Source organism: Natronomonas sp. CBA1123 (assembly GCF_009741925.1).
In the GTDB taxonomy this organism is placed as follows: domain Archaea; phylum Halobacteriota; class Halobacteria; order Halobacteriales; family Haloarculaceae; genus Natronomonas.
The window spans coordinates 216,086-238,582 of sequence record NZ_WPCC01000001.1 but is presented as its reverse complement, the minus strand read 5'-3'; the positions used below and the strand labels follow the sequence as shown (position 1 = coordinate 238,582).

21 protein-coding genes are annotated in these 22,497 nt (G+C 63.8%); 9 read left to right on the top strand and 12 right to left on the bottom strand.

Annotation, left to right across the window (positions count from 1 at the left end; translation table 11 throughout):
* Positions 1-68 precede the first annotated feature (68 nt).
* Entirely contained in the window at positions 69-269 is a 201-nt protein-coding gene (locus GJ631_RS01175) for a hypothetical protein (RefSeq protein WP_156707378.1), read from the bottom strand.
* 93 nt (positions 270-362) lie between these two features.
* Between GJ631_RS01175 and GJ631_RS01170 the strand changes: the two genes are divergently transcribed.
* Both GJ631_RS01170 and glmS read left to right on the top strand, forming a co-directional pair.
* Positions 363-1,547, top strand: coding sequence for a sugar phosphate nucleotidyltransferase (locus tag GJ631_RS01170; RefSeq protein WP_156707377.1), 1,185 nt, complete (start codon positions 363-365; stop codon positions 1,545-1,547).
* A complete protein-coding gene (glmS, locus tag GJ631_RS01165) occupies positions 1,547-3,340 on the top strand; it encodes a glutamine--fructose-6-phosphate transaminase (isomerizing) (protein ID WP_156707376.1) in 1,794 nt (597 codons plus the stop codon). The genes GJ631_RS01170 and glmS overlap by 1 nt, the downstream gene beginning before the upstream one ends.
* Here glmS and GJ631_RS01160 read toward each other — a convergent pair whose 3' ends face one another.
* Genes GJ631_RS01160 through GJ631_RS01150 form a run of 3 tightly spaced genes read right to left on the bottom strand, consistent with a single transcriptional unit; the run spans position 3,341 to position 5,455 of the window.
* Complete coding sequence (locus GJ631_RS01160; protein WP_156707375.1) at positions 3,341-3,886, bottom strand: hypothetical protein; 546 nt, start codon at positions 3,884-3,886, stop codon at positions 3,341-3,343.
* Positions 3,883-4,584: a DUF4330 domain-containing protein gene (locus GJ631_RS01155; RefSeq protein ID WP_156707374.1), complete on the bottom strand. Its 702-nt coding sequence runs from the start codon at positions 4,582-4,584 to the stop codon at positions 3,883-3,885. Before GJ631_RS01155 ends, GJ631_RS01160 begins: the two co-directional genes overlap by 4 nt.
* A 43-nt stretch (positions 4,585-4,627) precedes the next feature.
* Entirely contained in the window at positions 4,628-5,455 is an 828-nt protein-coding gene (locus tag GJ631_RS01150) for an undecaprenyl-diphosphate phosphatase (protein WP_370518520.1), read from the bottom strand.
* Positions 5,456-5,734: 279 nt separating this feature from the next.
* Between GJ631_RS01150 and GJ631_RS01145 the strand changes: the two genes are divergently transcribed.
* From GJ631_RS01145 to GJ631_RS01125, 5 genes are all read left to right on the top strand, one after another.
* The gene (locus GJ631_RS01145; protein WP_231753836.1) at positions 5,735-6,334 is read left to right on the top strand and encodes a hypothetical protein; all 600 of its coding nucleotides are present in this window, start codon (positions 5,735-5,737) and stop codon (positions 6,332-6,334) included.
* A gap of 40 nt (positions 6,335-6,374) precedes the next feature.
* Entirely contained in the window at positions 6,375-7,550 is a 1,176-nt protein-coding gene (locus GJ631_RS01140; protein WP_156707371.1) for an inorganic phosphate transporter, read from the top strand.
* Between the two features lie 42 nt (positions 7,551-7,592).
* Positions 7,593-8,012 carry a universal stress protein gene (locus tag GJ631_RS01135; protein WP_156707370.1) on the top strand — a complete coding sequence of 140 codons (420 nt, stop codon included), beginning with the start codon at positions 7,593-7,595 and terminating at the stop codon, positions 8,010-8,012.
* Positions 8,013-8,112: 100 nt separating this feature from the next.
* The gene (locus tag GJ631_RS01130; RefSeq protein ID WP_370518519.1) at positions 8,113-13,503 is read left to right on the top strand and encodes an AMP-binding protein; all 5,391 of its coding nucleotides are present in this window, start codon (positions 8,113-8,115) and stop codon (positions 13,501-13,503) included.
* Positions 13,504-13,664: 161 nt separating this feature from the next.
* Positions 13,665-15,056, top strand: a complete 1,392-nt coding sequence (locus GJ631_RS01125) for an erythromycin esterase family protein (RefSeq protein ID WP_156707368.1) — start codon at positions 13,665-13,667, stop codon at positions 15,054-15,056.
* Positions 15,057-15,072: 16 nt separating this feature from the next.
* On the opposite strand, the gene GJ631_RS01120 is transcribed toward GJ631_RS01125, so the two are convergent.
* Positions 15,073-15,525 carry a hypothetical protein gene (locus GJ631_RS01120; RefSeq protein ID WP_197424700.1) on the bottom strand — a complete coding sequence of 151 codons (453 nt, stop codon included), beginning with the start codon at positions 15,523-15,525 and terminating at the stop codon, positions 15,073-15,075.
* 275 nt (positions 15,526-15,800) lie between these two features.
* On the opposite strand from GJ631_RS01120, the gene GJ631_RS01115 reads away from it, so the two are divergent.
* Positions 15,801-16,343, top strand: coding sequence for a hypothetical protein (locus GJ631_RS01115; protein ID WP_156707367.1), 543 nt, complete (start codon positions 15,801-15,803; stop codon positions 16,341-16,343).
* A 15-nt stretch (positions 16,344-16,358) separates the two neighbouring features.
* Here GJ631_RS01115 and GJ631_RS01110 read toward each other — a convergent pair whose 3' ends face one another.
* The 4 genes from GJ631_RS01110 to GJ631_RS01095 all read right to left on the bottom strand — a co-directional run bounded on the left by GJ631_RS01110 (position 16,359) and on the right by GJ631_RS01095 (position 19,254).
* Positions 16,359-16,592 carry a hypothetical protein gene (locus GJ631_RS01110; protein WP_370518518.1) on the bottom strand — a complete coding sequence of 78 codons (234 nt, stop codon included), beginning with the start codon at positions 16,590-16,592 and terminating at the stop codon, positions 16,359-16,361.
* A 103-nt stretch (positions 16,593-16,695) separates the two neighbouring features.
* The gene (locus tag GJ631_RS01105) at positions 16,696-17,355 is read right to left on the bottom strand and encodes an AIM24 family protein (protein ID WP_156707365.1); all 660 of its coding nucleotides are present in this window, start codon (positions 17,353-17,355) and stop codon (positions 16,696-16,698) included.
* Positions 17,356-17,616: 261 nt separating this feature from the next.
* Positions 17,617-18,609 carry a M48 family metalloprotease gene (locus GJ631_RS01100; RefSeq protein ID WP_156707364.1) on the bottom strand — a complete coding sequence of 331 codons (993 nt, stop codon included), beginning with the start codon at positions 18,607-18,609 and terminating at the stop codon, positions 17,617-17,619.
* Positions 18,610-18,687: 78 nt separating this feature from the next.
* Complete coding sequence (locus GJ631_RS01095) at positions 18,688-19,254, bottom strand: hypothetical protein (RefSeq protein WP_156707363.1); 567 nt, start codon at positions 19,252-19,254, stop codon at positions 18,688-18,690.
* Positions 19,255-19,439: 185 nt separating this feature from the next.
* On the opposite strand from GJ631_RS01095, the gene GJ631_RS01090 reads away from it, so the two are divergent.
* On the top strand, positions 19,440-20,705 hold the full coding sequence (locus GJ631_RS01090) for a DUF6498-containing protein (RefSeq protein ID WP_156707362.1): 1,266 nt from the start codon (positions 19,440-19,442) through the stop codon (positions 20,703-20,705).
* A 225-nt stretch (positions 20,706-20,930) separates the two neighbouring features.
* Here GJ631_RS01090 and GJ631_RS01085 read toward each other — a convergent pair whose 3' ends face one another.
* The 3 genes from GJ631_RS01085 to GJ631_RS01075 all read right to left on the bottom strand — a co-directional run bounded on the left by GJ631_RS01085 (position 20,931) and on the right by GJ631_RS01075 (position 22,411).
* Entirely contained in the window at positions 20,931-21,329 is a 399-nt protein-coding gene (locus tag GJ631_RS01085) for a winged helix-turn-helix domain-containing protein (RefSeq protein ID WP_156707361.1), read from the bottom strand.
* Complete coding sequence (locus GJ631_RS01080; RefSeq protein WP_197424699.1) at positions 21,322-21,720, bottom strand: DUF4870 domain-containing protein; 399 nt, start codon at positions 21,718-21,720, stop codon at positions 21,322-21,324. The genes GJ631_RS01085 and GJ631_RS01080 overlap by 8 nt, the downstream gene beginning before the upstream one ends.
* 115 nt (positions 21,721-21,835) lie before the next feature.
* Positions 21,836-22,411 carry a hypothetical protein gene (locus GJ631_RS01075; protein ID WP_370518517.1) on the bottom strand — a complete coding sequence of 192 codons (576 nt, stop codon included), beginning with the start codon at positions 22,409-22,411 and terminating at the stop codon, positions 21,836-21,838.
* Between the last annotated feature and the right edge of the window lie 86 nt (positions 22,412-22,497).

The window sequence follows — 22,497 nt, the reverse complement described above, 5'->3', positions numbered from 1 at the left end:
GCCCGGTCGGTGCCGCGACGGTAACACGCTTGCCATCCACGACGGTACCGCCTGTCCCGTCCGGCCGATTAGCCGCTACCGGTTCGGAGTCCGTCCAGTTCCTCGCGGCGCGTACGTATCGCTCGTCGGAAGGCCTCCTTGTCTTCGAAGTTCGCCGACTCGAGGCGCGCTTCGAGGACGAGCAGTTCGAGCTGGAGCTCCCGCGCTCGGTCGTGGTGTTCCGGCGGCACGTCCTCGGGTGGTTCCCGCGGATATTCGTCGTCGGCCATACCGACGGTACGGTCGGGAGCCTGCTGTGTGTATCGCTCGCGGAAGCCGCGCTCCGCCGATAGTTTCAACCGGGGCGGCAACGACCCGTCGGTATGGACATCACGACCGGCATCGTCCTCGCAGCGGGGGAGGGGACGCGGCTGCGGCCGCTGACCTTCAACCGACCGAAGACGATGCTTCCCGCCGCCGGACGCCCCATTCTCGAACACGTCCTCGACGTGTTGGTCGACTGCGGCATCGAACGGCTCTGTCTCGTCGTCGGCTACCAGCGCGAACGCGTCCAAGAGCACTTCGGACCCTCCTACCGCGACGTGCCCATCACGTACGTCCACCAGACGAAGCAACTCGGGAGCGGTCACGCCCTCCAGCAGGCCGCTCCGGAGACCGACGGACCCGTGTTGGTGCTGAACGGCGACCGCGTCATCGACGAGCGAATCGTCGCCGACGTTCTCGAGGGGTTCGACGGCACGCCCGCGATGGCGGTGTTGGACCACCCGACACCGACGAGGTACGGCGCCGTCGAGGTCGACGACGGCACGCTGTCGACGCTCGTCGAAAAACCCGACAGCGACGCCTTCGGTCGCATCAACGCCGGCGTCTACGCCTTCGACGAGTCGGTGTTCGATGCCATCGAACGGACGCCGCGTCGCAACGGCGAACTCCACCTGCCCGACGTCATCGGGACGCTGATGGACGACGGCGAAGTTCGGGCGGTGTCGACGGACGGACTGTGGGTCGACGCGACGTACCCGTGGGACCTGCTGTATCTCACGCGTGAGTTACTCGCCAACGGGCGCGTGCAGTTTCCGGAGCGAAGCGACAACGTGTGGGTGGCCGACAGCGCCCGCGTCCACCCCGAGGCGACCCTCCAGGGACCGGTCGTCGTCGGTCCCGACGCCGAAATCGCGGCCAGTGCCGTCGTCGGCCCCGACGTAGCGGTCGGACGGAACGCGACGGTCGGCGGCAACGTGACGCTGCAGAACACGCTGTTGGATTCGGACTGTCGGGTCGGCCCCGGGTCGACGCTCGTCGACTGCGTCGCCGGACAGAGCGTCTCCATCGGCCCCGGAACGGTCGTTCCGGGCGGCCCGAGCGACGTACGAGTCGGCGACCGGGTGTTCGAGAATCAGGGACTCGGAGCAGTGCTGGCTGACCGAGCGTCGGTCGGCGGCGGTGCCACGTTCATGCCCGGCACGCTCGTCGGCGCCGACGCAACGGTCGGGACGGGCGCCCACGTGAGTGGCTGGATTCGCAACGGCGCGGAGGTAGTCCGCTGATGTGTGGCATCATCGGCTGTGTTGGCCGTGGCGACGAGACGCTCGATACGCTGCTGCACGGGCTCTCGAAACTGGAGTATCGGGGCTACGACTCCGCGGGCGTCGCGTTGGTCGACGACCGCTCGGTGTCGGTCGTCAAGAAGTCGGGCGAACTCGACGCGCTTCGGGAGGAATTGAGCACCTCCGACATCGGTGGACGGGTCGGCATCGGCCACACCCGCTGGAGCACCCACGGGCCGCCGACGGACGGCAACGCACACCCCCACCGCGACTGCACCGGGGACGTTGCCGTCGTCCACAACGGCATCATCGAGAACTACCAGTCGCTCCGCGACGAACTGGCCGAATCGGGCCACGAGTTCCGCAGCGACACCGACACCGAGGTCGTGCCGCATCTCGTCGAGGCGAGCCTCGAATCGGGAGCCGACCCCGAAGCCGCCTTCCGGGCGGCTATCGGTCGTCTCGAGGGCAGTTACGCCATCGCCTGTGTCATCGCTGGCACCGACTCGGTGTTCGTCGCACGCAACGACTCGCCGCTCGTCCTCGGCATCGCCGAGGACGCGACGTATCTCGCCAGCGACGTGCCCGCCTTCCGGGAGTTCACCGACAAAGTGGTGTACCTCGAAGACGGCGAGTACGCCCGACTCGACACCGACGGCTGGCGTGTCTCCGATGTCGACGGCGGGACCATCGAGAAATCCATCGAGACGGTGACGTGGGACCCCGAAGACACCGGCAAGAGCGGCTACGACCACTTCATGCTCAAGGAGATTCACGAACAGCCGCGTGCCCTCCGGCAGTGTCTCCAGGGCCGAGTCGACGAACTCCGCGGGACCGTCACCCTAGAGGAGTTGGGCGAGTTGTCCCTCGAACGGGTCCATCTCGTCGCTGCGGGAACGAGCTATCACGCCGCCATCTACGGCGCCCAACTGCTGCAAGCCAAGGGCGTCCCCGCCCAGCCGTTTCTCTCCCACGAGTACGCCACCTCGCCCCCGCCGGCCGAGGACGCCATCGTCGTCGGCGTCTCCCAGAGCGGCGAGACGGCCGACACGCTCGCTGCGACCCGGGAGGCCCGCCGTCGCGGTGCCGAGACGCTCGCGCTGACGAACACCGTCGGGTCGACGATGGCCCGCGAGTGCGACCACGTCTGTTACATCCGTTCCGGCCCGGAAATCGGCGTCGCGGCGACGAAAACTTTCGCCGGACAACAGACCGCGCTGAACCTCCTGACCGAGGCAGCGACGGAGGGCGGGGCCGACCGCGACGTCATCGCCGCGCTTCGGAACGTGCCGGGACAGGTCCAGGAGGTCCTCGACAGCTCGAAGGCCGAAGCCGTCGCCGAAGCCTACCTCGACAGCGACGCCTACTTCTTCATCGGCCGGTCGCTGAACTTCCCCGTCGCGCTGGAGGGGGCCCTGAAGATGAAGGAAATATCCTACGAGCACGCTGAAGGGTTCGCCGCCGGCGAGTTGAAACACGGCCCGCTGGCGCTCGTCACCTCGGAGACGCCCGTCTTCGCGACCGTCGTCGGCGACGGCGAACTCGCACGCAAGACGGTCGGCAACGTCAAAGAAGTCGAAGCCCGCGACGCGCCCGTCGTGGCGATTACGGACGGGCAATCCGACGTTGCACGCTACGCCGACCACGTCCTCGAAATCCCCGAGACGCACCCACGGACCGCGGCGATACTGACGAACGTCCAGCTCCAACTCGTGGCGTATCACACCGCCGCAAAACTCGGACGGTCGATAGACAAGCCTCGCAATCTCGCGAAAAGCGTCACTGTCGAGTAATCATTCTGTTTCGGAGTCGGGTTGCTGTCGGTTGTCGTCTGGCGGGTCCGGCGGTGCGAACGCAGCTGCCAGCGCTCGGCCAACGCGGGTGTCTCGGATTTCATCCCACGATCGGCGTTCACGGACTGCGAGGAGAGCGATTCCCGACAGCACGAGCCAGCGGCCGAACGCTCCAGACGAGAGCGCTGCGGAAGCGAGTCCCGCGACGGCGACACCGAACAGCACGATACCGACTAGGTGAATCGGTTGAGAGTGGGCCCACTGGGCCGCCTTCCGTACGGCCGCAGTCAGTCCGCTCCGTTCTGCCAACCGATTCCCGTGGCCGAGTGCCCACTCGATTGCTCGCAGAATCGGGCCGATGGTGTACGTCTCACGCAAATCGATGACGATGACCTCCGGTTCGGGTTCCGCAAGGAACCACTGGACGATGCGCGAGCCGATGCCCCACCGTGACAGGGTGGATTCGGTTCGACTACTGACTCGAACGACCCACGAGTTCTCGACAGCGCGCCGAAGACGTTCACGGAGCGTCCCGAACTGCGTCATCGCTGGATAATTTCGCCCTCGAACTCGTATCCGTTGGTTTCGACGGCGAGCGTTCGGCCGAGGCGGACTGGACTTCCCCCATAGTACGGTGTCCCATTGACGAGTCGGGTTTCGAGCGTGAGCGTCACGTTGAGGTTGGCGTGAGTTGTGTTCTCACTCGTCGTATCGACACCGGTAATTGTAGCGACGGTCGTCTCCTGGAAACGTTGTTCGTCGCCGGACGAGATGGCCGAAGCGACGGAGTCATCCACGGTCGTTTCGACAGTCACGGTCGTCGTTTCAGTGTCGAAAGCTGCGGTGGTGTTCCGCTCGGTGACAGTCCCTCCCGCTACGACTGTATTCGTCGCTATGGTTGGGGTATCGCCCAAGCGGACGTGCTTGCTGTCGAACTGAAAGCCATCCTCAGTTCGAGTGCCGTCTAGAGCGACTCGTAGGTACGTCCGATTCGGTGTTCGGTACACGTCCGTAATGTTTGCATCTGCGCCGTCGTACGTCACTCTCTCTGGGGTGAAAGTGGTTGCCGACTGGTTCGGCGTTTCGACAGTAACGTGCATCCGCTCGGATGTGTCTGGGGCATCGGAACCGCCCAACACCAACGCCGCCCCGGCTGCGAGCACCGCGATTGCGAAGAGGACGACGAGCGCGTCGACGATGTTCACGCGGCCGAACAGTCGGCCCTTCTCGTCGATGAGTTCCATCTGTCCCGGTGTGTTCCCGGCGCTCACTAACGTGTTTCGTTCCTCACGCCACGGCGACGAGCAGTCCCCCAACGACCGCGAGCGTCCCCAGCGAGACACACACTGCCCAGAACGGCACGCGTTCGACGAACCGCATCAAGGCGTCGATAGTGAGGTAGCCGACGACGGCGCTGGTCGCGAGTGCGACGGCGGCCGCCAGCGGCGAAATGCCCGGCAGGCCCCCACCGCTCACCACGACGAGGGCGGCGGCACCGACGCCGGCCGGGATGGCTAACAGAAACGACAGTCGCAGCGAGGCGGGCCCCTCGTAGCCACGCAGGAGGAGGACCGAAACGGTCGTTCCCGACCGCGACACGCCCGGGAGGATGGTGAGGCCCTGAAACGCGCCGACGAGTAGCGTATCGACGAGGGTGGGTGTCTCCTTGCCGACGAACCCCATCGAGTCGGCGGCGCGTTGGAGCAGTCCCGTCGCGACCAGCAGGCCGCCGACGACGGCGATGAAGACGCCGCCGGCGAGTCCGGCGACGGCGTCACGCAGTGTGAGATACAGCGGAATACCGACGATTCCGGTCACGAGACTCGCGAGGACGAGGTACGTCACGTCGGCGTTCTCCGGGTCGAACGCTGCATTCGGCCGCCATCCGGGGGCGTTCGAGAGTGCGTCGGCGATATCCGCGCGGTAGTAGGCAGCCGCAGAGAAGACGGTTCCGACCTGCACGAACAGTGCGAGGTCCAAAGCGACCACGGGGTCGACGCCCCCGACGGCGGTCGTGACGATAGAGAGGTTACCCTGACTGGAGATAGGGAGCCACTCCAAGACGCCCTGCAGGATTCCCACGAGCAGCGCGAACAGCAACTCGGCGCGGTTCACTGCTGGCACCTCGGAGCGTCGGGTAGAAAACGCCGGTGGTTCCTCACGCCGGTCGGACTCCTCGGGTCGGCGTCGGCGTGGCCCTGCGAGTCGGCCAGTCGACGTGAGAACCGAACGTTCGAGAGCCGTCGACGAACGTTCGCCTGCCGATGGCTGTCCGGAATGAATCAGACTAAACCTCCGGCGCCCGGGAACTATAGTAGAGGCTTTATATTTCATGAACGAACCCTTCTGGCAACTGGTGGATATGTCCCGATGAATCCGAGCCGAGTCGACTTCATGGTTGACATGGCGTACGGTCTCCTGCTGTTGGTTGCGATCGTCCTCATCGCCACCGGGTCGACGGGGATCGGTATCGCCTTCGGACTTGGCGCGCTCGTCTCCTATGCCGTTCACGTCGCCTGGAAGATGGCGCGCTTCGACCCCGACTGGATGACCAAAGAGGTCACCGAGAACATCGAGGAGTCGCTGACCGAGGAGGTCTCCGAGAACGTCGGCGAGAAAGTGACAGAAGAAGTCACCGAGAGCGTCGAAGAGAAGGTGACTGAGGAGGTCACGGAGAACGTCGGGGAGAAAGTCACTCAAGAGGTGACGGAGAACGTCGGGGAGAAAGTCACCCAAGAGGTCACGGAGAGCGTCGAGGAGAAGGTGGCCGAAGAGGTCACACAGGAAGTCACACAGGAAGTCACCCAAGAGGTGACCGAGAACGTCGAGCAGACGCTTTCCGACGAAATCGAGACCATCGTCGACCAACTCGAGGCGGTCAACCAACGCATCGACAGACGGCCTCGGAAGGAGGAACTCGACGCCGAAGAGGTCGAAGCGGCGGCCGACGGGGACTCGAAGAGCAACGCCGACGACGAACGGGACGACGAATGATTGGGAGCGTGCGACGACTCGAAACGGAGGTGGTCTGAGCATGGTCGAGGTACTCATCGGCGTCGGGCTGCTCGTCGCGCTGTTCGTCGGGTTCAACATCGGTGGGTCGACGACGGGACCGGCGTTCGGGCCGGCCGTCGGCGCGGGCGCGATTTCGAAGTTCCTCGCCGGCGTGTTGATGTCGATATTCTTCGCCATCGGCGCGTGGACCATCGGCCGACGCGTCGTCAACACGCTCGGCCGGGACCTCGTCTACGACCCCGGCGTGTTCACCATCGAGACGAGCATTGTCGTGCTGTTCTTCATCGGCGGCGCGCTGTTCGTCGGCAACTACGTCGGCGTCCCTGCCTCCACGTCGATGACGGCCGTCGGTGCCATCGCCGGCCTCGGCGTCGCAACGGGCGAACTCAACTGGACGGTGATGGGCGAAATCGCCATCTGGTGGATCGTCGCCCCGCTGGTCGGATTCTGGGTGTCGGTGATGATCGGCCGGTACGTCTACCCGACGCTCAACAGCTGGATCGCGATTACCCAAACCGAGGGCGCACTCGTCGAGTTCGACCGGTCGGGACTCCTTCCGGTTCCGCAAGCGGGGCCGAACACCACCCGTCGTGAGTTCTTCGGGACCATCGTGTTGGTCTCCATCGGCTGTCTGATGGCGTTCTCGTCGGGAACGTCCAACATCGCCAACGCCATCGCGCCGCTGTACGGCGCCGGCGTGTCGATGAACCCGCTGATACTGGCCGGGTCGGCGGCGGTCGCCGTCGGTGCACTCTCCATCGCCCGCCGGACGCTCGATACGCTCGGCAACGACATCACCGACCTCCCGCTGACCGCGGCCATCGTCGTCGCCGTCGTCGCCTCCGCTATCGTCATCGGGCTGTCGGCTATCGGTATCCCGGCGAGTTTCGTCATCATCGCGACGATGTCAATCGTCGGCCTCGGCTGGGGCCGGGCGACCCGAACCGCGACGGTCTCCGGGAGCATCCGCGGCGAGGACGAAACGAACGTCTCGGTCGGCGCTTTGGCCGCCGAAGAACCGGGTGAGGAAGCCCCCGAAATCGGCGAGGAAGAGCCTGAAGACATCCCGAAGGCGTCGGATTTGTTCGACCCGTCGACGACTGGGCGGGTCATCCTGATGCAGAACCTCGTTCCGGTCATCTCGACGCTCGGTTCGTACGTCGCTTTCTGGGCGCTGTTTACGTTCCTCTGGTAAGCGCCCCCGAGCGTTTATTCGGCTCTCGGGCGTAGTCGTGGTATGACGACACGCGTACTCGTCCCGATGGACGATTCGGAACTCGCCGAGAGCGCGCTCAGGTACGCCCTCGAAACCCACGCCGACGCCGACATCACCGTCATGCACGTCGTCGGAGAGCCGTCGTCGATGCTCGGCGAGGCGACCGCGTTGGCGCTGGAAGATGACATCGAAGCCGCCGCCGAGGAACAGGCGAGTGAGGTGCTCGCCCGCGCTCGCGCCATCGCCGACGAATACGACCGTGACATCGACACGGTTGTCGACATGGGCCGTCCGGGGCGGGCCATCGTCGACCGTGCGGAGTCGTTCGACACCGTCGTCATCGGAAGCCACGGCAGCTCTCTCGTCGACCGTCTGTTCATCGGCAACGTCGCCCAGACAGTGTTCCAACGGTGCCCCGTCCCGGTGACCGTCGTTCGGTAGACCCCTCGCGGCGTCTCGTTCAGGCTGATTTACACCTCCCCTCGCGGAAATTCCTCCTATCGGCGAAGCGGTTTTGCCGTCGCGAACTACAGCGGTACGTGTGAACGATTCTGATGCTCCTCGGCCGCCGGACCGAATTCGTAGCAATCCGATACGGACGGCCGACGACTGGAACGAACAGCGACGGCGCGCCCGAGAGGACCCCGGCGCGTTCCACGGCGACATCGCGAAACGCGAACTCCATTGGTTTCTCCCCGACGACGGCGCGTGGGCGAGTCTCGACGCCGACGCCGAGACGTGGACCGGCTTCGAGGGGTGTATGCCGACGGAACTCGACTACGACGCGGAATACGAACCGTGGGACGTGGCCTTCGACGATTCGGACCCGCCGCTGTATCGGTGGTTCGCCGGCGGCCTGACGAACGCCTGTTTCAACGAAGTCGACCGCCACGTTCTCGCCGGCCACGGCGAGGAAATCGCCTACCAGTTCGAGGGCGACCGGTGGGACCAACTGCAAAACGACGGCCGAGGCGGGCCGGTCGTCTCCGAGGCTATCTCCCGACGGGAACTGCTGTACGAGGTCGTCGTCGCGGCCGAGGTGCTCCGTGACCTCGGCGTCGAGAAGGGCGACCGCGTCGCGCTCAACATGCCGAACGTTCCCGAGCAAATCTACTACATCGAGGCCTGCAAGCGCCTCGGCGTCGTCTACACGCCGGTGTTCGGCGGGTTCAGCGACAAGACCCTCTCGGACCGCATCGCCGAACTCGGCGCCGACGTGCTCGTGACAGCCGACGGCGGCTACCGGAACGCCGAGGTGACGCCGTACAAGGAGGCCTACGCCGACCCGGCCCTGGAGGAGTACCTCCCGACGGAGACCGTTCTCGATGTCGTCGACCGGACGCTTTCGGACCTCGACCTCTCCGAGGAGCAGGCCGCGACCGTCCGCGAGGGCGTCGAATCCGCCATCGAGGGCGAGATAACGGTCGACAGAGCCGACGCGATGCGCGGGGTGGGACACGCCCTGGATTCGCTGTCGCTGTCGCCCGAGCGGGCGTCGGCGGTGCGGACCGAACTCGCCTCGGCGCTCGTCGGTGCCGACCACGTCGTCGACGATGTGGTGGTCGTCGAACACACCGGCCACGAGATTCAGTGCTACGAGCGGGACTCGTGGGCCCACGAACTGGAAGCCGAGGCGGGCGAGCAAGTCCTCGAAAACGCCCGAGACGCCGGCTTCGACGTGGAGACGCGCGAAGAGCTAGCGACGCTTTCGGACCGAGAGTTCGTCGAGGCGCTGTGGGCGAGCAACGACCCCGAGCCGGTCAACGCGGAGTACCCGCTGTTCGTCATCTTCACAAGCGGGTCGACGGGGAAGCCGAAGGGCGTCGTCCACGTCCACGGCGGCTACACCGCGGGCATCGCACACACGATGTCGGTGTCCTTCGACGTGGTGCCGGGCGAGGACACGATATTCGTCGTCGCCGACCCCGGGTGGATTACGGGACAGTCGTACCTCATCAGCGCCTCGCTTTCGACGCGGACGACCGGCGTCATCGCCGAGGGGTCGCCGCTGTACCCCGATGCCGGCCGATTCACCTCGATTATCGAACGGTACGACGTGACGGCGTTCAAAGCCGGCGTCACGTTCCTGAAGACCGTGATGGAAGACGAGGAGAACGTCGCCGACATGGAGGCGTGGTCGACCGACTCGCTCCGTGTGGCGACGTTCTGTGCGGAGCCGGTCAGTCCGGCCGTCCAGAAGTTCGGCATGGAGGCGGTGTGTGAGTGGTACATCAACTCCTACTGGGCGACCGAACACGGCGGCATCGTCTGGACGCACTTCTTCGGCAACGAGGATTTCGAGTTGCGCCCGGACGCTCACACCTACCCCTGTCCGTGGGTGTTCGGCGACGTGTGGCGCAAAGAGGAGACCGAAGACGGCGTTCGATTCGAGGACGCAGACGTAGGCGAGCGGGGCGAAATCATCATCCGAGAGCCGTATCCGTATCTGATGCGGACGGTGTGGGGCGACTTGGAGGGCTGGGACCCCGAGAATCCGACCGACTGGACGGGCAATCGCCAGCGCTTCGAAGACACCTACTGGGTCGAAAAGGAGGGCGAACTCGCCTACCTGCAGGGCGACGTGGCAAAGCAGTACGACGATGGTTCGTTCTCCCTGCACGGTCGCTCCGACGAGGTCATCAACGTCTCCGGACACCGCATGGGGACTGAGGAACTGGAGGGCGCGATGCTGCGCGACAAGCAACTGAACCCCGAGACGCCGGTCGCAAACGTCGTCGTCGTGGGCGCGCCACACCACGAGCAGGGGCTGGTTCCGGTCGCCTTCGTCCAGACACGGGAGGGGACGGAGTTGACCACTGAGGTCGAACGCCGACTGGCCCGTCTCGTCAGAGAGGAGAAGGGCGTCGTCGCGGTCCCGGATTCGTTCATCGAGGTCGAGGCGTTCCCCGAGACCCGCTCTGGAAAGTACATGCGTCGGATGTTGACAGCGATGCTGTCGGGTGAGGACCCCGGCGATACGACGACGCTGAAGAATCCGGGGGCGGTCGAGGCGATTCGGCCGAAAGCCGAGCGGTGGCGGCGCCGACAGCGCATCGCCCGCGAACAGGAGGTTCTCGACGAGTATCGGTTCTTCACGGTACAGTACAACACTGTTCCGGGGGCCGATGCGGACGTGGCGACGGTCGTCATCGACAACCCGCCGGTCAACGCGCTCACCGAGCGGGCGCTGGACGAACTCAACACCGTCGCGAACCACCTCGACCGCCGCGAGGACGTGGACGCGGTCGTCCTCGCCAGCGAGAGCGAGGCGTTCGTCGCCGGCGCCGACATCGAGCAGTTCCTCGAGGAGGTCCACGAGGCCGACACCGCCCGGACGCTGGCGACGAAGGCCCACGAGGCCTTCCGGAAACTGGAGACGCTCTCGGTACCGGTCGTCGCGGCCGTCAACGGCGTCGCCCTGGGCGGCGGCAACGAACTGCAGTTGGCGACCCACTACACCGTCGCCGACGACCACGTCGAGTTCGGGCAACCGGAACTCCGGTTGAACCTCATCCCCGGCTACGGCGGCACTCAGCGCCTGCCGCGAGTCCTCGCCGAGGAGCGCGGAACGGAGGGTATCGTCGACGCGGTGACGATGATAACGAACGGCCGGTCGGTCGACGCCGACGACGCCGAGGCGATGGGACTTATCGACGAGGTGGCGACCGAAACGACGGCCCGGTCGCGGGCGGCGGCGCTCGCACGGGCCCACGTCCGCGGCGAAACGGCGACGCTTCGCGACGCCCAGGAGGACCGAGGGGCCGCTCGCGAGCGCTGGCGGACGCCCGGCGAGTTCGACGAAGATGTCCTCGACGACCCTGACGTGGCTCGCAACCGCCGGCAGTGTGAACACGCGAGCGCCGGCCGGGCGGCCGCCTTCGACCGCGCTGTCGACGCCATCCGGACGGGCTTCGAGGACGGCATCGAGACGGGGTATGCGACCGAAGCGGAGCACTTCGGGGCCGCCGTCGTCGACCCCGACGGTGGCAAGACCGGCATCGAGAAGTTCCTCGACAAGCGAAGCGAGCCGTTGCCGCTTCGACCACGGGAGGCTCCCGGTATCGAGGACGCCGAGGAGCTAATCGACTCGGGCGAGGCCATTCCCGTCGGCGAGCCGTTCTACCCCGGCGTCGACGAGGTCCCAGATTGGCAGTTCGGCTTCGCCGTCGAGAAGGCCCCCGAGACGGGCGAACCGAACCACGGCGACCCACGCGAGGCGGAACTCGAGGGTGTCTACCCGGTCGAAGAGCCCGGTCCCAACGAGGTGTTGCTGTACGTCCTCGCCAGCGAGGTGAACTTCAACGACATCTGGGCGGTGACCGGCATCCCCGTCAGCCAGTTCGACAACCACGACAGCGACCGCCACATCACGGGCAGCGGCGGCGTCGCCCTCGTCGTCGAGCAGGGGGCGGCCGTCCGCGAACAGGGCCGCGTACAGGTCGGCGACCTCGTCACCGTCTACTCGGGGCAGAGCGACCTGCTGTCCCCGCGGATGGGGCTGGACCCGATGTACGCCGGCTTCAGCATCCAGGGCTACGAGGAACCCGACGGCAGCCACCAGCAGTTCATGGTCGCACAGGGGCCGCAGGTCCATCCGATTCCGGCCGAGGCGACGCTCGAAGAGGCCGGGTCGTACGTCCTCGCGCTCGGAACGGTGTATCGGGCGCTGTTCACCACCCTCGACATCGAATCGGAGACGGCGATGTTCGTCGAGGGCGGCGCGACCGGCACCGGCTGGGAGTCCGTCCGGACCGCCACGCGCAACGGCGTCTCGGTGACCGGCCTGTGTTCGAGCGCCGACCGGGCCGACCGGATAGCCTCGGCGGGCGCCCACGCAATCGACCGGACCGAACCGCCGTACGACGACATCTGGGGGCCGATTCCCCGCGACCCCGAGGCGTGGGACGACTGGAAGGAAGCCGGCCAGCCGTTCGTCGAAGCGTTCGAATCACACCACGGCACGCGTGCGGATTACGCGGTGAGTCACGCCGGCGAGCAGTCCTTCCCCCGCACCTTCCAGACACTCGGGGAGGGCGGCACGCTCACCTTCTGGGGCGCTTCGACGGGCTACGAGCTGACGTTCCTCGGTAAGCCCGGCAGCGAGACGCCCGAGACGATGTTCGACCGCGTCGATTTGCGTGCCGGCGACGGTGCCGTCGTCTACTACGGCACCGATACCGGCCCCGACGATGTTCTCGACGAGGTGGGGCTGCGAGCAATCGAGGCGGCCCGCGAGAAAGACGCGACCGTCGTGGTCGTCGCCTACACCGACGAACAGCGGGAGTTCGTCGAATCGCTCGGCTACGGGGATTCCGTCGCCGGCAGTTACTCCATCGAAGGGTTACAGCGCCGCGAGGACGACTTCGAGTGGCCCGAGACGATGCCGGAACTGCCCCATCCACAAGCCGACCCCGAGGCGTTCAAGCAGGCCGTCCAGGCCTACACCGATTCGGCGTTCAAGCCGCTCGGGAAGGCAATCGGCGAACACCTCCGGACGCCGGAGAACCCACGCGGCTACCCGGACGTGGTGTTCGAACGCGCCGGGCAGGACTCGCTTGGCGTCTCGACGATGCTCGTCCGCCCCCACACAGGCCGCGTCGTCTACAGCGAGAGCCTCGAAGACCGGCGGTACTCGTTTTACGCGCCGCAGGTCTGGATGCGCCAACGCGAGATTCACATGCCGACCGCGTCGATTCTCGGCAGTCACCTGTCGAACGCCTACGAGGTCCAGCAGTTGAACGCCGCCATCGACGCCGGCGCTCTCGACATCACGACGCCCGAACTGGTCGACTGGGAGGACCTCCCCGAAGCCCACCAGGCGATGTGGGACAACGAACACGACGCCGAGTCCTACGTGGCGAACCACGCCCTGCCGACCGACGGGCTTCGAACACGAGACGAACTGTTCAAAGCGTGGGGGCGGAAGGAGTGAGACGGAGACGGTCGTAACGACCCACTGCGGCCTCACACCAGCGTTCTGTCAGGTCAAGGTTCATTCTGCGTACGCCCCACAGTTAACAACTTTCATCGGCAAACGACGAACACTTGATATGTAGATTTTTCACCCGAGGGTGGCAACTCCCATGTTGACGCATGCTGCCCTCCAACCGAATTTCGCGTCGACAGTTCGCTACGATACTTGCCACGACGGGTGTCAGTTCACTCGCCGGGTGCTCGAACGACTCCGAGACTGGCGGGACGCCCACGCCGGACGACGCCACCCCATCCGGCACACCGGATGAAGGGGACTCTAGTGTCCCCCTCGCCGCAATCGAGCAACAGTCGGTCCCCGTCGCGTTTTCGGCTTCGTCCGACGGATTCGACACCGTCGCTTCGACCGTCTCGACGGCACCGATAGTCGGCATCGGTGAGAACTCCCACGGGGTGCGAGAGTTCAAAACCGCTCCGTATCACTTGATTCGGCGACTCGTTTCGAATCACGGGTATCGACTGATTGCGATGGAAGGGACGCTCGGTGATTTCGAAGCAATCAACGAGTACGTCACGGGTGGCGACGGACGTCTCGAAGACGCGATGTCGTCGTTGGATTTCTACTTCTGGCAGACAGCGGGTCTCCGAGAGCTCTTCGAGTGGCTTCGTGAGTTCAATGCCGGGCGTGCCGACGACGACCAAGTCGTCGTCTACGGGTACGACGCCCAATTCTACCACACGAACGCCGAGGCGATTCGCTCGTATTTCGAGGCGGTCGATTCGGAGTATCTGAGCGAGATAACGGACAGATTGGAGCCGCTCACGGTGCCGCCCTCGGAGAAGTCGGATGCCGAGTTCATCACCGACGACCGTGTCTCGTTCCTCGAAGAACTCCGAGAACGGCTCCGGACGAAGAAATCAACGTACGTCGACCGGCGTTCGCTGTCGGCGTGGCAACTGACGATGCGACACGTCTGGACGCTCGAACGGGGACTGCGGTTCTTCGAGACGAGCCACCAAGAGGGGACTGCTCACGCCGAGGCGCTTCGTGACGGGGCGATGGCTCGGAACGTCTCGTGGCTGCGTGACTGGACGGGCGCCGACCGCGCCGTCGTTTTGGGAAACTCAAATCATACGATGCGGGGCTACCGCGGGTCGGGCGAGACAAACGCGCGAATGGGCCAGCACCTAACCGACGAGTTCGGGGCGGACTACTATTCGCTCGGACAACTGTTCGGCACCGGGTCGTTTGGCGTCCCGACGAATCACGCTCGGACCGAATTCAAGTCCTTCGACCTTGGCGAGCCGATAGACGGAACGCTTGCAGCGACGTTCGTGTCGGCCTCGAACTCACGGCTCTTCCTCGATTTCGACGACGCTCGAAACGACGCGAACATCGACCGATGGCTCGAGGGGATTTCCAAGATTCAGTTCTCGGTCCCGAGCGCCGCCCAGCGAGGGTCCGTCCCCCTGCCGGCATCCCCCGGTGACACCTACGACGGCGTATTATTCGTTCAAAACGTCACGCCGGCGCAGTTCACATCCGGAGAGTAGCTGTCTTGGCCCTCGGCTACGTCGGAAGGTTTGCAACCAGAATCACCGCTCCGATGACGAGGAAGAGGACGGTCGTGACGATGGCGTACCAAAGGACTCCCACTCCGAGTGCGATTCGCCCGCTCAATCCATCGCCAGCCGGTGACCAGATGCCGCGGGCTGGAAGCGTTCGGAGCGCCGCAATCGCTCCGGCGCTCGGAACGGCAAGGTTCACGATGACGACGCCGCCGACGATTGCGGCCGCGTCACCACCGGTGACCATCCCTGTCCCTGCTGCGAGGAGGAATACGGCGAAATACGACAGACACTGAACGAGGAGTACCCCCGCTCCGACGAGAGCGTAATTCAGGGCCATCCAGCGCGTCGGCCAAACAAACAGTGCCCGGAGGCGCTCGACGACCAACAACGGAGACCAGACGAACAGCACGACGGCTGTAAACACGGCGACGGCGCCCAATTCAGTCGACACCACACGACGCCTCTACTTTGTTGATATGAATAAAACGCGGTCCTCTGTTGCAGTCTCTGAAACACTGCCCGGAGATGTAGGCCCCCGCGTTCGCTATGGAGGGTGCGGACACCGCCACGAAACCGGTTCCGAACGGTGCTTGCTGGCTTCGAGTCGTCGTTCCGGTGTGTGTCGATTCATCGACTGACAAACGGTCTCGTACATCACCGAAGCGTTTCAGGGCCTGAAACGGTGCTCGGTGACTGATAACCCCCGCGTGTGGAGGTGTCGTTGCTATGCCATCGGACAACGGTACGTTGCAGTCCGCAGTTGCATCAGGAGTCGGTCGACGTCGATTTCTCGCCTTCAGCACGAGCGCAGCGGTCGCTGGGTTCGCCGGTTGTACGCACCTGATGAACAGCCTTGGAAGCCTAGTTCTCGACGACGTAAACCTGTTCAACGAGACGAACGAGGTGCGGGCAGGGTCGATTCAGGTTACCGACCCGAACGACGAACCCGTCCTCGACGAGCAGTTCGAACTCGCGGCGAGTGACGAGGAAGACGACGCGGGCAGCGAGGGAACCGACGACCCCGACGAAAACGGTGACAACACCTACGGAGACGTCCTGACGGACGCCGGGGCGTATACGATTACGCTCGATTTGGATGAGGACAGCGAAATAAACGGCGTCGGGTCGGCCGAACGGTCGGTGGATGTCACCGCGCCGGCGGACGAACACATCGTCGTCGGTCTCGGTGTCGGTAGTTCGGAGAACCCCATCGAGATAACGGTCATCGAAGAACTCAGCGACCTCGAAGACGCCGAGAGCAGTTCCTGATTCCGTCGCCGCCGACTAGCCAAGCAGCAATCGGACGGCGATTCCAGTTGCCCACACGAACGTCCCAAAGACGAGTACGTACGTCATCGGTCCGTACTCCGTCACAATCGGGTTTGCTTCGTATCGAACGAAACCGTATACCGCACCGACGAACAGCACGATACCACCACTGGCCTGCAGCACCGTGGCCGCTGTCGCCTGGAGTGGTTCGGTCGTTCCGAGTTGCGCCAACAGCAGGATGCTAACCACGAGAAAACAGGCCGATACCAGACGGGATGGATGCATGGACAGAACTGACCTCTCGATTACCCTCCGACAATCGGGGACAGCGCCGCTTCAGCTCGGCGCTGGGTCACAGCTGTGAGCCTTCCTCGTGCGGTTGAATGACGACGAACCCGTTGGAGCCGGTGAACTCCATCTGTATCGTCTCACCCGAGGTTTGTCCGATTTCAATCATCTTGTTCGTCCTGAACGACGGCGAGAGATTGGTGCTCCACGCGACGGTTGCGTCGGGGTCGGTCACGACCGGCGGTGTCATCACCAATGGGTCGCCGTGCGTCGAGATGGCGACCTGTCCGGGACCGGTGAGATAGACGTTGGTCAGTCCCCCGGCGGCCGCTTCCGAGAGGCTTCCGATGGTGTTGATTTCGTAATCGACCGTGGACCCGAAGCCAAGGATATCGTTGCCGTTGACCGAAATCGATTCGTCGGGGTCGAGGTCGAGGATTTGGACCTTTTTGCCTCGGTCGGCAACGTAGAGCCGACCGCTCCCCTCGGCTTCCATAATCGGCGTCCCCTCGCTCGTCACCGCCTCCTTGACGAACCCGGTGAGTCCACCCTCGGCGGAGGATTTTCCGGTGAACGTCATCTCGCCGGTGTATCCAATCATCGACCCGGCCTTTATCATCACCGTCCCATCGACGGGGATTTCGAGCAGTCGATTGTTCGTCTTCCGAAAGCCGTCTTCGCTCTCCGTGGGGGCGTGCGATTGGGTGAATTCTTCTAAGTTCATGGCGACACCCGAGGTTTCACAACTGATGAGTAAAACCGGCAGGGCACTGTTTCACGAATTGAAACACTGCGGGCGGTTTGATGTTACTTACCTGTGCACGATTAGGTGCCCGCCGAGTCGGAGGCGGGAGCAGTATCCGACGCCGAAGCGAAAATCCGTTCCCTCCACCCCCTCCGTAATCCCCCACTGCCGCCCTCTTTTCGAGGCGACGAAAACGAACGTCCGCATCGAACGGTGCCTCGTTGACGCTGCTCGGTCTATCTACTTTTTTGTCTGTTCTCGTCGACGCGCTTCGGCCGACAGTGCCTCGATTCGGTCCCGCGTCGGCGGATGCGTATCGAAGAGCCGTCGTTCGATTCTGTGGAGCCGTTTTCGAAGCCACCAGTAGGACGGTTCGGTTTCGCCGTCGGGGCCGAGCATCACCTTCTCGGGGTCGTCCGGTTCGAGCGAGAGAATGGATAGCGACGAGACACCCGCAACCGCCCGGAGGTCTTGGTTCGGTGTCTCGGCGATGTTTCGGTCCAGCCGCTGGAGCGCGCTGGCGAGAGCGGCGGGCGAACCGGTCGCCTCCGCGGCAGCCCGGTCGGCTGCCCGCTCTCGGACTCTCGAAAGCCGGGCGACGATTGTTCGTCCGATAACCCAAACGACCGTCGAGAGGAACGCCAGCGGGACGACGACAATGGCGCCCCAACCGGGATTCTCCACCTTCGAAACCCGAGTCCCCAGCCCCTCGGCGAGGACGACCGGGAGCGAAACGGCGGTCATAATCATCGCGTCTCGGTTTTTGACGTGAGCGAGTTCGTGAGCGAGTACCGCTTCCAACTCGTCAGTTCCCTCGAGCGCTTCGAGGGTGCCACGCGAGAGCACCAAGTGAACGGCATCTGGCCGGAAGCCGACCGCCAACGCTTCGGGGACGTCCCGTTCCGCTATCGCAATACGGGGGACAGGTACGTCGAGTTGGGCTGCGATTCGAGTAGCCGTTTCGTACAGTTCCGGTGCCGTATCTCGACTCACGGTCTGGGCGTCCGCGAACCGCTCTATCGTGTCGACCTGCCTGTATTCGAGATAGCCGACGGTCAACAGGATTATCGCAGTGATTCCGGCCGAAAGCATGGCTGGCGAACCGATTTCGAGAAAAGTGAGAATAGCGTAAAAGACGCCCCACGTTCCCGCGAGAAACCCAACGGTAACGACGCCGATTCCGGCGACGGCACCGACCATTCCAACATACAATTCGAGGTGCTTGGAGGGCATCACGAACGGCTTCGGAACAGGTGCTGAAAAACGTTGAGTACCGACTTCGATGGCCGATTCGGGCAGTCGTCCCGTCGTTCAGTTGGTGGGGTTGGAGCGCACCCGGTGGACTACTCGCTCGGTGACCAACAGCAGCAGGCAGACGCCGAAGAGGTCGAACGCAGTATCCCAGAGAACGAGGTCACTCTTCGACCCCGGGTCGATACCGAGCACAGTCAATACACTGCCGAGAGCCAACAGTAGGAGGCTCAATTGAAAGCCGGCCAGCACCAACGTACGGACGCCGGCGGTGTCCCGCATCGTGAGGAACCGACGCAGTGAGAGGTGGTCTAACGGATTGGCTGCCGTGAGATGTCGGCCCGACTGGACGGTCGGTGGCTGCTTTGATTCCGGGTACCTGATGTAATGCAGCGTTGCCGGCTCGTCGTACGATGCCGTGGCGATGATGTCGCTCGCTCGGAGTTCGTCCAGTTGCTCCAGAAGTATCTCGTCTTCGATATCGGGAAAAACGTCCGTACACAACTGTCTAGTCGAGAGGAACGGCTGGTCTGTCTGGAGTAGCGATTCGACGAGTCCGACTCGAATCGCGTCGAAATCGGTCCCCCGGTCGATTCGACGTTCTATCCATGGCGGGAGGGCGGACATGGCAAAGCCCCCTCGTCTCCAGAACGGGATAAATCGGTGCGGAGATTCTGCGGCCACTGGCCGGCAATCGGCGCGCGTACAACGGCGTCGGACGCCCACTGAAGCAATCGCGGCGGCACAAGCCGAGTGACTCCTGAACCGCAGACAGCCAGATACTTGTCTCGGCCAATCCGCATATTCGGCCGATGGTCTCCCTCCAGACCGTACAACACTTCCGTCCTCCAGCGGAGACGATAGCCGTCATCGTTGCGAACGCGATGCCACTCGTCGGCGTCGTCTTCTTGGGCTGGGACCTCGCGGCCCTCGTCTTTCTCTACTGGTTCGAGCTCGGTATCCTCTCGTTTTGGGCACTCGTTCAAGCGCTGTTTGCCGGCCGCCCCTCGGAACTCGATGGTTCTCCACTGATTGCGGGCGCGGTGGCGAGTAAGCGAACGACGATTCGACTTCCGTTTACCGACCTCGGGATTCGGCTTTCGACGCTACCCGTCATGGCCGTCGCCATCCCCATCCTCACACTCCTGTGGTTTTTTGCGGGTGCCGTGACCGTCGGTGTGGTCGGGACCGAGACGCCCGACCCGGACGCACTGGTGATGGTGGTACTCGCCGGCTTCGGCATCTTCTGCAGCGAAGGGGCCTCGACGCTCCTCGAGTATTTCTACCGAGGTGGCTACCGCGAACATAGCGCGCAAACCGCGATTCAGGGCGTGTTTATCCGCGCCGCGGTAATCGGTGTCGGCGGAATGTTGACCGCGATGTTCGTCGGGCTTGGTGCGGGGGCGGTCGAACCCGACGACCCGATTACGGCGGTCGACCCGACTGTCGTCGGTTTCCCGCTCCTAGTTGGAATCGTCCTCGTGAAATTCGCGTTCGACCTCGGTGGTCTCTATCGCGACCGGTTGGTCGCCTTCGACGAGGCGTCGTACTTCGAACTCGGGTGGGCGTACGAACCCCCATCCGAAGACTCCATCCTTCCGGCCAAGCCCGTAACCGAACGACTGCGCCCGACCGGCGTGGGCAGAGCCGTGGGCGGCGTTTCGGTCTCGAACGTGCGACGCCATCCGGGTGCGCTGGCCGTCGGTGGCTTCATCCTCCTCGTGTCGCTGCTCTTCGTCATGGGCGGCGTCTGGGATACCGTACTCGTTTTGGTGATACTCGCTTTCGTCGTTCCAATGATGCTTCTCCTCCTCGACTACTGGCTGCGGTACGGTGGCATCGAGTATCGCGTGTCGGGAGACGCGGTTGTCGCCTACGACCGACTGTTTCGGACGCGGTTGTGGCGAATCGAGCCGTGGGACGAAAGCGGCTTGCGCATCGAGCAGGGTCGACTTGACGGCGTACTCGACACGTCGACGGTCGTCATCGAGTGTTCCGAGCGGGACCTTCGGCTGCCACACGTTCGTCACCCCGACCCGATTATCGACGTGTTCGACCGTCGTGTCAGCGGCGGCTAAGGAAGGGCGGCATCCGAACGGTATTCGGGGGGGTTCGAACCGAGCAGCCATCGATTTTCCCTCGGCGTTGTCAAAACAGGCCAAGTAGCTCGAGAACCACGTTGACGACCTTGTCTAGCGTTCCTCGCTCCTCCTCGTCGTCGTTCTCCGACGACACGGTATTGCTGTCTCTCATGTTCTTTTGCGCTTTGTACGTCGATGTCGAGTGGTTCACCCCGGACGATATCAACGCTGACGGTCGTCTTCGGTGTCTACGGTCAGTGACTCTCCTGTCGAACGATGTGACCGGTCGAGGGAGACTTCGAAAGAGCCGTCGACGAATTCGACGGTTACCGCCTCGAAGGTCGCGACGTACGTCTCACAGTGGTGGCCGTCCGGGTCGTGTCGCTGCCGCGTCTCGATGAGGTCATGTTCCCGGAGGCGGTCGATGCGTCGATACGTCGTCGCTTTCGAGGTGCCACAGCGGTCCATCAACTCACGCGCCGACAACGGTTCGTCGCTCGTGTGTCGGAGGATGGAGCGTGCGTGCTCGTCTTCGAGGAGGGCTGCGATTCCCTCTAGGTCGACGTCGGGTCCTGCGTTCCGAGGGCTGACTCGCTTCGTAGCGGGGTGTGCATTACTCATCGTTCGACACGAATTCGGGAACCAGTGGGTACTTCCAAGCCGTTCCGAAGATGGCCTTCCCCGTCGCGATAAACGGGAATATCAAGCCGAGGAACGAGGCGACGATGAACACGAACGCGGAGACGATCGCCACCACCGTGACGACGGTATCCAACGGAGCGGGAAGCGTTATGAGCTCTATCGTCCCTCCCGTCCCGGTTTCGAGTTCTTCGGCACCGAACAGGAAGGTCACGATAGTGATGATTGCGAGGATGGTTATGGATAGATGCCAATTCAGCGCGTGTCGTGCGTTCTCTTTGGTGAATTGGTGACTCGAGGCCAGGTATACGATGCCAGCGCCGACGATACCGGCTCCGAAGAGGCCGGTCAGGAAGCCGAAGATGTGGACCAATATTCCGGTAATCGGGCGTTGCTCTAAGAGGTCGGGCGACGATGTCGTTTCTGTCATTTCGTGGGAGGGTGTGTTCGTGTCTCAGTTGTTTCGATGCGATACGGTCACTCGGTCGTCAGTCGGTTCCGAACCAGTCCTTGTTACGAATCCAACGCGCGATTCGTTCACCTATCAACAGGAGCAGACAGATGCCGAAGAGGTCGAAGGCGGCGGCCAGCAGTCGGCTGTCGCTTTGCGTTCCCGCGTTGACTCCGAGAACGAGGGCAACGGCGCCGAGTGCGAATAGTAGCAGACTGAGTTGAAAGCCTGCCAGTACGAGCGTGCGGATTCCCACGGTGTCTTGAAGGGTGAGGAATCCGCGAAGGGAGAGCCGATCCAGCGGGGATTCGCTGGTCAACGCACGCTTGCCTTCGGGTGAGAGCGGCCAGTCCGATTCTCGGTGATCGATGTAGTACAGCGTAATCGATTCGGGATACGTCTCGGTCGCGACTACATCGATTTCCTGTAGCTCCTTGAGTCGGTTCCGGACCGTTCCTTTCCCGACGTCCGGTTTCACACGCGCTTGGAGCTGTCGAATCGAGAAGAACGGTCGATCGGCCTCGAGCATCGTCTCGACGACGTGCCGTTGGGTAAGCGTGTTGTTGAGGTTCCGATCGATGCGTTCTTCGATCCACTTCGGCGTCTCTGACACAGCATCCTCGTCTGTGAGTGCCGGGGTAGTAAAACCGGGAGCGATTTTCGCGGTCGCCGGGTGCGATTCGGCGGGCGCCCAACGGT